The following is an 8,731-nucleotide window of genomic DNA, read 5'->3' as shown; positions in this document are numbered from 1 at the left end:
ACAAGCTGCGGGTCACCCTGCAGCCCGGCGGCGGTCGCGGCATCGTCGCCGAGGTGGTGCTGCCCAAGGCGATCCTCACCGCCCCCACCAACTCCCGCGGCTCCAAGCCGTGGCCCGGACCGGGGGCGCGTCCCCCGGCGGAGCTGCCGGCCCCGCACCACGGGGCGTCCCCGGCCTCGCCGGTCGCGGCGGCCGGCCTCGACGCGCCGCACAGCCTCTTCGAGCCGCTGGATCTGCCGGATCAGGACCACGTGGAGCCGTTCTCGCCGCACTCGGCGAGTGACAATGGTTACAACGGTTTCGAGCCCGCGGCGCCGAACGGCGACGAGCCGCGCCCCGGCGGGGTGTCGTTCTATCCCGGCGACGGCGACGATGACGACTCCAACCCGCGGCGCAAGATCATGGAGGTCACCGGCGAGATCGTCGCCGAGCACCCGGCCGAGTACACCGGCCCGGTCGCGCTGCCGATGATCCGCCTGGACGCCACGCCGCTGAGCCCCGAGGCGCCGGGCACCGGCCGCTCCAACGGTTCGCAGCCCGCCACCGACGCCCCGCCGTCCTGGCCGACCTCGGCGAACGGCTCGCGCACCAGCGAGCCGGTGGCGGCCGACAGCACCCGCGCGCCGGCCATGGACGAGACCATGGAGCTGCCGATCTTCCGCGAGGTCGAGTCGGCCTGGTTCAAGGCGACCACCCCGCCGCCGCGCCCGGCCGATGCGCAGGCTCCGGGCGAGACGGCCGAGCCCACCGAGCCCCCCGCGTCGGCCGCATCCGAGTGGCGCGGCTTCGCGGCGTCCTCCTCGATGCCCGCACCCGACCCCGCCCCACCTGCCGAGCCGGTCGCCGAAAGCGCCCCGGCAGAACCCGAACCGGAGGTAGGGGGGAGCGGTCTGCCGCAGCGCCGTAAGATCGGAAAGGCACCCGAGCCACCGGTCGTCCCCGATTTCGATCCGGTGGGAACCCGCGGCGACGCGGAAGCCCCCGATTCGAGCTGGCAGACCCCTGCCGACCGAGGATGGCAAGTGGCCGCGAACATTGGAAACCTGGAAAGCGACGACGCCACCGATTCGGGATTGCCGAGGAGGCGGCCGATGGAGCGGCTCATCCCCGGTTCCGTGGAGGTGCCCGACGCCGGCGAACCCGTGATTCCAAAGCCCCGAAGGGATCCCGAGGGAGTCCGGGGTTTGTTGTCGGCGTACCACCGCGGAGTCCAACGTGGACGAGGCGATGGTTCCCGATGAGGCACAATACGGATAGTTGGGCAGGCAAGGAGCGCTAATGACTACTCAGACCGGCGTACAGGATCTCGGCTGGCTGCTGGCGGGATTCGCCGAGCGGGTTCCCGGCGTGGCGCACGCTGTCGCGGTGTCGGCGGACGGCCTGTTGATGGCGGCTTCCCGCAACCTTCCGCGCGACCGCGCGGACCAGCTGGCGGCGGTGGCCTCGGGCATGGTGAGCCTTGCCCAGGGCGCCTCGCGCTGCTTCGAGGGCGGCGCGGTGCTCCAGACGGTTGTGGAGATGGACAACGGATTCCTGTTCCTTATGTCCATTAGTGACGGATCGTCCTTCGCCGTCCTGGCATCGCGCACTTGCGATGTGGGACAGGTCGGGTACGAAATGGCGTTGTTGGTCGATCGGGTCGGTCAGGCTTTGACCCCCGAAGCGCGCGCTTCCAACGAGGGAGTGCGCTGACGGCGGCCACACGGTAAAGTCGTGACGTCGAGCGACTGTGATTGAACAAAGTACATAAAGGTTTTCACTTACATGTGGCTGTTATGCCAGATTACTGGGCGCCCGCTTCTGGGTCCCAGTGTTGGGAGTAGCGATGGTTCTCGATCGTGATGATTCGGTCGGTACGGGCGCCTTGGTGCGTCCATACGCGGTGACCCGCGGTCGTACTCGGCCTCGGCTCGACATCGCCATGGAAGCGCTTGTGGAGACAACGCCGCGCGGCAGGTCCGGTGGTTTCCTCGCAGGCCAAGAACAACAGACCATCGCCGGGCTGTGCACCAGCGGATTGCAGTCCATGGCGGAGATCGCCGCGCGCATGCAGATGCCCCTGGGTGTGGCGCGCGTACTCGTGGCCGACATGGCCGCGGATGGACTTCTCGCGGTGCACGAACCGGCGGGATTCACCGACGGCGAAGACGCGGTCGGGACTGAACTGCTCGAACGCGTACTTAGTGGACTTCGGAGGCTGTGAACGTGGCTGACCGCCCATCAAACGGACGGGTGACCTCGGCGAAGATAGTGATCGCCGGAGGTTTCGGTGTCGGAAAAACCACCCTGGTGGGATCGGTTTCCGAGATCACGCCGTTGACGACCGAGGCCATCATGACCTCGGCATCGGAGAAAGTGGACGACAACGCGCTGGTGGCTCAGAAGAGCACCACCACCGTCGCCATGGACTTCGGTCGCATCACCATTGACAATGACCTGATCCTGTACCTCTTCGGTACCCCCGGCCAGACGCGATTCTGGTTCATGTGGGACGAACTGGTGCGCGGCGCGATTGGCGCGGTGGTCATTGTGGACACCCGCCGCCTCGCCGACAGTTTCGCCGCCATCGACTTCTTCGAGCACCGCCGCCTGCCCTACCTGGTGGCCGTCAACCAGTTCGAAGGCAAGATGTGGCACGGCCTGGAGGACGTGCGCGAAGCACTTGCCGTCGCCCCTCAGACCCCGATCGTGCCCTGCGACGCCCGCCAGCGGGAGTCGACCAAGAGCGTGCTGATCAACCTGGTCGAGTACGTGCTGTCCATGCACCGCTCGCGCACCGCGGCGGCTCAATAACCTCCGACGTACGCCGTCCCGGCCCCCAAGGCCGGGGCGGCGATTTCTCGTGCCCGCGTGGGGTTCGCGGCCGTGTCGAATATGGGCATGGCGCAAATGTGAGTCTTTTCATTTTCTGGGCGCGCTGTTAGTTTGAGTCCCATCCCCTTACCCCTACCGTGCCGTCGCGGCCGTCGTGTGTGGAGACACTGTGGACTTTGGACAGTTGCAGAAGCTGAATGTGGCGCAGATCAGGTCGCACGGAGAGTCGTTGAAGAACGCCTCCAAGACCACCGAGATCCACGCGGAGAAGCTTGACGGCCTGACCTCCCAGGTGCCCGGCGTGTGGCCGTCGGCCGACGGGACCACCTCGCACCAGAATCTGCAGGGGCACGGCACCAGCCTGACCGAGATCGCCGACAACACCCACCGCATCGGCAACCACGCCATCACCCTGGCGGACGGGCTCACCAAGGCCCAAAAGACCGCCAAGGAGGGCTCGGGAATCGCCGAGACGATCCCCGGCGCGAACTTCGACCGCGACAAGGGCACCGTGGAGTATCACTGGCGCGACGACCTGTGGGGTCCGTACGGCAAGGCCAGCGAAGAGGCCAAACAGAACCACGCGAAGAACATCGAGCTGGCCACCAAGGCCAATCGCCTGATGGCACAGTCGGTCACCGACGCCAACAACGCCGACAACGCGTTCACCACGGCCGAGCCGCAGGTGGAGAAGATCGACTCCACGACGCCCAAGAACGAGACCCCGCCGCTGACCTACCCCGCGGCGGGCCAGGATCCCACCAGGGACGCCAGGGAACTCGCGATGCGGCTCAACGGGACCTGGCAGGAGGTGAACCCCGTCGGGGCGCCCGTGCCCGGCAACGACGAGCGCATCCAGCAGCTCATCGACGCCAACAGGGGCAACAAGAAGTTCGACGAGACGTTCCTGGACACCATCGGCACCGACAAGTTCGTCAGCCTCCTGCAGGGCCCCACGGAGGCCAAGACCGACAAGGGAAACAAGCGCGACCAGGACCTGGCCGAGATCCTCGCGGGGGGAACCTCCGATCCCACCCGCGCCAACACCTGGGGCGTCGCGCTGTCCAAGGCGATCACCGACCCGACGAAGTCGAAGGCCGTCAGCGAGCTGTTCACCCACGCCAAGCAGAACCCCGTGGTGCTGCGCAAGTCGCTGGACGCGGAGTACGACAAGTTCAAGTCGCACAACACCAACGAGCTCGGCGGCTCCACGGGACGCGTCGAGCTGACCAACCTGCTCACCGCCGTTGGCAACTCCGACAACGGATTCGCCGACTTCTTCAACGACGACAAGAAGCTCACGACGCTCATCGAGGCGGGAAAGTACACCGCGGCCAGCGACGTCTACCCCAACGGCACCAAGACGTACACCGACACGTCGTTCCAGAACGCCCTGTCGTCGGCGCTGGAGAGATCGGCCGACGCCGACTCTCCCGACGCCGTCCAGCTGACCAAGACGCTGATCAAATTCGCCGCCCAGCCCGACAACCAGAAGCTCATCGACGACGACGGCGGGGACGGTCTCAAGCGGTCGCTCACCAAGGTCCTGGCCGTCCACATGGACGAGGTCCACCGCATCCTGACGCCGGGGGACCTGCATTCCGCCTCCGCCGATCGGATCCCGTACCTCCACAAGAACCATCTGTCCCTCAACGAGGTCAACGACTCCACCCTCGAAGGCGATACGAAGGCGCTGCTGTCGTACCTGTCCAAGGACAAGGCCAACGCGGCGGTCCTGTTGGCCAACAGCGAGCTGGTCGCCAGCGCCTCGGCGGCGAAGGCGGGGGCCGAGGGCGGCGACCCCACCAACCGCCAAAACGCGATCACGAACGCGCTGACCCCGCACGCCGAGCTCGTCGGTCGCCTCAACGGCAGCAAACTCAGCGACATCTACGCCGCGCTCCAAACCGACAAGGACACCCAGACCCTCGTCAGCGACTCGGTGTATCTGACGTCCAGCTCGCTGTACGACACCTTCGTCGGCACTCCGCTGGTGACCAGCGCGCCCGTCCTGGGCAACTTCCTCAACTCGGCCGTCAAGTACGGGCTTCTCAAGGAGGGGATCAAGGGTTTCAAGACCGACCCGTCCGATCAGGCCCTCTTCGACAAGACGCTGATGGGGGCCGACCAGGACACCCAGTTCAAGAACTGGGCCTACAACCAGGTCACCAACGACATCGGCCTCACCGACCCGACCGCCCGCGAAAACGCGGGGGACGCGATCGCGGAACAACTGCTGCAAATCGAGAAGCAGTCCGCCGACGAGTCCATCACGCCGCACTAGCGCGGGCGGCCCCGCCTCGTCATTGGTCCCCTGGGGAAGATCCGAGGCGGCCCAGGACCATCCTGGTGTAGCGCTGGCTCACCGCCTGGCGCGCGGCGTTGTAGGCGCCCTTCACCTCGGCCGACAGCCGCTCCTCGGTGAGCTCCTCCATCTCCCACGCCTGCGGGTGGATCCCGAGGTCGGTGAGGCGGAAGTCGCCGGACATGCTCGCCGTGACGTATCCGCTGGGAGACATCGCCTCGGTGTCGGTGTCCCGGGCTGATCGCGCCCGCTGCTCGTACGCCTCCTGGAAGCCCTGGTTGGCGGCCTTGAACTGCTCGTGGAATTCGCTCATGCGCATGCGCGCGTCTCCTTGAGTGAGTCGAGGGCGTCGTGGAGGACGGACTCCGCCTCCTGAATGGTGCGCAGGATGCCGCGGGCGACCCTCTCGCGATCGTGGCGATCGAGGGTGCCCGGGCGCAGCGCCATCTTGATGAGGGTTCGGTTGGCGGACATCAGGACCCTGATGTCGCCACGTCCGCCCGTGGTGACGAAGTGGACCTCGCCCAGCGCCCTGGCCAGCCCGCCGCCGTCGACGGCGGCGCTGGCGTCGCGAATCTGTTGCCGCAGTGCGATCACGGCGTCCCTGTGCGACATTCGTCCGTCCTCCAAGTCGTATGGGAATGTTTCGTTACGTTGTCGCCACCTTGCATGGATCGACTTGTGTCAAACGTGTGAGATCCTTGTTTTCGCTGGTCGCGGGAGTTTTCGGCGAACCCCGTCTGCGGGGAAAGGGCCGCCATGGACATCGAGCTACGGGTACTGGGCACTGTGGAGACGGTGCGGGACGGGGTGGTGTTGGCGCCCGGGCCCGCGCGGCGGCGGGCGGTCCTGGCGATCCTGGCCGTGGAGGCGGGCAAGACCGTCACCGTGGACCAGTTGGTGGATCGGCTGTGGCACGAGCGACCGCCGCAGCGGGCGCGGGAAACCCTGCACAGCTACATTTCGCGGATCCGCAAGGACCTGGGCGGCGGCGCCGCGGCGATCACCCGGCGCGGCGGCGGCTACCAGCTCGACGTGGACGCCGACGCCGTGGACATGCACCGCTTCGCGCGGTTGGCCGCCGACGCGCGGCTCGCCGAGGGGGCGCGGCGGCGGATCGCGCTGTGGCGCGAGGCGCTGGGATTGTGGCGCGGGGAGCCGTTCGGTGACCTGGACGTGCCGTGGCTGGGGGAGATCGCCCATCACCTGCGGCAGCGGCGTTTCCTCGCGGCGGTGGAGCTCAACGAGCTGCGGCTGGCGCGCGGGGAACACGCGGAACTGCTGCCGGAGCTGATGGCCGCGGTGGCCGAGCATCCGCTGAACGAGCGGGTGGCGGGGCAGCTGATGCTGGCGCTGTACCGCACGGGGCGGGCCGCCGAGGCGCTGGGGGAGTACACCAGGGTGCGCGGCCGACTGGTGGACGACGTCGGGCGGGAGCCCGGGGAGGAGCTGAAGCTCCTGCACCGCAGGATGCTCAACGACGACGCCGAACTGTCGCTTGCGGAGGGATCGACGGAGGCGGCCGAGCCGCGCGCGGCGATCGACTTCGCGCCCATGGACGTCACCGGCTTCGTCGGCCGCGAGCAACAACTCGCCGAACTGGACGGTCTGCTGGACGAGATGGGCGGCGGTGCGGCGGTGATCTCGGCGCTGTCGGGCGGCGGCGGGGTGGGCAAGAGCGCGCTGGCCGTGCGCTGGGCGCACAGCGACCGCGTGCGCCAGGCGTTCGGCGACGGGACGCTTTTCGTTCGCATGCAGGGGTTCTCGGGGCAGCGGCCCCTGGAGGCGCACCAGGCGCTGGGCCAGGTGCTGAGGCAGCTGGGGGTGCCCAGCGAGCGGATTCCGCACGAGCTGGAGCCCGCGCTGGCGGAGTATCGGCGCCGCGTGGCCGACCGGCGGCTGTTGATCATCCTGGACGACGCGGTGGACGCCGCCCAGGTGCGTCCCCTGCTGGCGTCGGCGCCGCGCTGCCTGGTGTTGGTGACCAGCCGCAACCGCCTGGCGGGCCTGGCCGTTCGCGAGGGAGCGCGGCAGATCTTCGTGGACCGTCTGGGCCGCAACGAATCCCTGGAGCTGCTGCGCCACCTGCTCGGCGACGGCGTCGTGGGTGCCGAGCCCGAGGCGGTGGAGCGGCTGGCCGAACTGTGCGCGCGGCTGCCCCTGGCGCTGCGGATCGCCGCGGCGGGGTTCCGCGCCTCCTTCGCCGAGTCCACCATGGGCGAATACGTCGAGGAGCTGGCCTCGGATCGCCTCGGGATGCTCGACCTGGACAGCGGCGAGGCCGCCGTGTCCACCGTGCTGTCGTGGTCGCTGCGGGACCTGTCCGCCGACGTCGCCGAGGCGTTCGCGCTGCTGGGTGTCCACCCCGGACCGAGCTTCGACGCGCCCGCCGCCGCGGCGATGCTCGACGCCACCGAGGCGGCCGCCCGGCGCCTGCTCCGCGAGCTGTCGTCCGCGAGCCTGCTGGAACAGGTGCGGCGCGGCAGGTACGTGATGCACGACCTGCTGCGCGACTTCGCCCGCGACCGCCTGCCGACCCCGCCCACCGTGCGCGACGCGGCGCACGCCCGCCTGCTGGCGCACTACCGCGACCTCATGGAGTCCCGCGGCAAGGACGTCGACTGGTTCCTCGCCGAACAGTCCATACTGGTCAACTGCCTCCGGCTGCCCGTCGCCGGGCAGGCGATGACCAGCTTCGCCAACCAGTTGGGCGATCGACTCCACGACCTCGCCACCTACCCCGATGGCCTGCGCGCCTTCGAGATCGCCCACGCCAACGCCGACGCGGGCACCACCATGGCCGCCGACGCGCTGGCGGGCATCGGCCGCCTGACGCGGGCACTCGGCGAGTGGGATCGGGCAAGGGCCGCCTACGACGAGGCCCTAGACCTGTACCGCGCCTTGGGAAACGTCGCCCAACAGGCGTGGACGCTGCGCGGCATGGCCGAGATCGCGCGGGCCACCGCCGACCATCACGCGTCATCCGCGCTCACCGGCGAGGCCCTCGCGCTGTTCCAGGGCTGCGGCGACCGCAAGGGGGAGGCCAACTGCCTGCTGTCGCAGGGGCAGGACGTCTTCAGCGCCGCCGACTACACCGCCAGCGTCGACAAGTCGCGGCGGGCGGCGGCCCTGGCCCGCGACATCGGCGAGCGCTTCACCGAGGCCCAGGCGCTGCACATCCTGGGACAGGCCCAGGTCGAACGCGGCGAATACGCCGCCGCGGCCCGCGATCTGGAACACAGCCTGTCCATCTACGCCGAGCTGGGTTTCCGCGGTGGGCAGGGAAGCGTGCTCATCGTCCTGTCGCGTCTGGCGGGGCGCACGGGCGACAAGGCCGCCGCGCTGTCGTACGCCCGGCGCTCGCTCACATTGGACATCGAGGTCGGCGACCGCCTCAGCCAGGCGCACTCGTTGCACGCCCTCGGCAGGGCGGCGCTGGCCACGGGAGATTTCCACATCGCCCGCGACAATCTCGTCCGTGCCCGCGAGCTGTGTCTCGAGTTCGGCGACCGCGTTGGCGAGGCGTACACCTCCCTGGGCGTGGCCGACGCGACGCTCGCGTGCGGCGATCACGACGGCGCCGCCACCGAATATCGACGCGGGCTTGCCATC

At 68.9% G+C, this 8,731-nt stretch carries 7 protein-coding genes and 1 pseudogene; 6 read left to right on the top strand and 2 right to left on the bottom strand.

All coding sequences use genetic code 11. The features are described from left to right. The 5 genes and pseudogenes from VE172_RS09015 to VE172_RS08995 form a co-directional block, all read left to right on the top strand. Positions 1 to 1,241: pseudogene (locus tag VE172_RS09015) on the top strand (hypothetical protein); the annotation flags it as partial. A gap of 37 nt (positions 1,242 to 1,278) precedes the next feature. Next, positions 1,279 to 1,692 (top strand): roadblock/LC7 domain-containing protein, encoded by a 414-nt coding sequence (locus VE172_RS09010; protein WP_324800127.1) that lies wholly within the window; start codon positions 1,279 to 1,281, stop codon positions 1,690 to 1,692. A gap of 133 nt (positions 1,693 to 1,825) precedes the next feature. Beyond that, positions 1,826 to 2,203: a DUF742 domain-containing protein gene (locus tag VE172_RS09005; RefSeq protein WP_324800125.1), complete on the top strand. Its 378-nt coding sequence runs from the start codon at positions 1,826 to 1,828 to the stop codon at positions 2,201 to 2,203. A 29-nt stretch (positions 2,204 to 2,232) separates the two neighbouring features. Then, on the top strand, positions 2,233 to 2,793 hold the full coding sequence (locus VE172_RS09000) for a GTP-binding protein (RefSeq protein ID WP_414715076.1): 561 nt from the start codon (positions 2,233 to 2,235) through the stop codon (positions 2,791 to 2,793). Positions 2,794 to 2,983: 190 nt separating this feature from the next. After that, entirely contained in the window at positions 2,984 to 5,098 is a 2,115-nt protein-coding gene (locus tag VE172_RS08995; RefSeq protein ID WP_324800120.1) for a hypothetical protein, read from the top strand. A gap of 19 nt (positions 5,099 to 5,117) precedes the next feature. On the opposite strand, the gene VE172_RS08990 is transcribed toward VE172_RS08995, so the two are convergent. Both VE172_RS08990 and VE172_RS08985 read right to left on the bottom strand, forming a co-directional pair. Beyond that, the gene (locus VE172_RS08990; RefSeq protein ID WP_324800117.1) at positions 5,118 to 5,438 is read right to left on the bottom strand and encodes a YbaB/EbfC family nucleoid-associated protein; all 321 of its coding nucleotides are present in this window, start codon (positions 5,436 to 5,438) and stop codon (positions 5,118 to 5,120) included. Next, positions 5,429 to 5,734, bottom strand: a complete 306-nt coding sequence (locus VE172_RS08985; RefSeq protein ID WP_324800113.1) for a hypothetical protein — start codon at positions 5,732 to 5,734, stop codon at positions 5,429 to 5,431. The genes VE172_RS08990 and VE172_RS08985 overlap by 10 nt, the downstream gene beginning before the upstream one ends. Before the next feature lie 144 nt (positions 5,735 to 5,878). Here VE172_RS08985 and VE172_RS08980 point away from each other — a divergent pair. Then, the coding region (locus VE172_RS08980) for an AfsR/SARP family transcriptional regulator (RefSeq protein WP_324800111.1) at positions 5,879 to 8,731 on the top strand (2,853 nt) is incomplete at its 3' end.

Source organism: Stackebrandtia sp., from assembly GCF_035643755.1.
Lineage (GTDB): Bacteria > Actinomycetota > Actinomycetes > Mycobacteriales > Micromonosporaceae > Stackebrandtia.
Note: the sequence above shows the minus strand (reverse complement) of the source record. Positions and strands in the feature narration are given on the sequence as shown.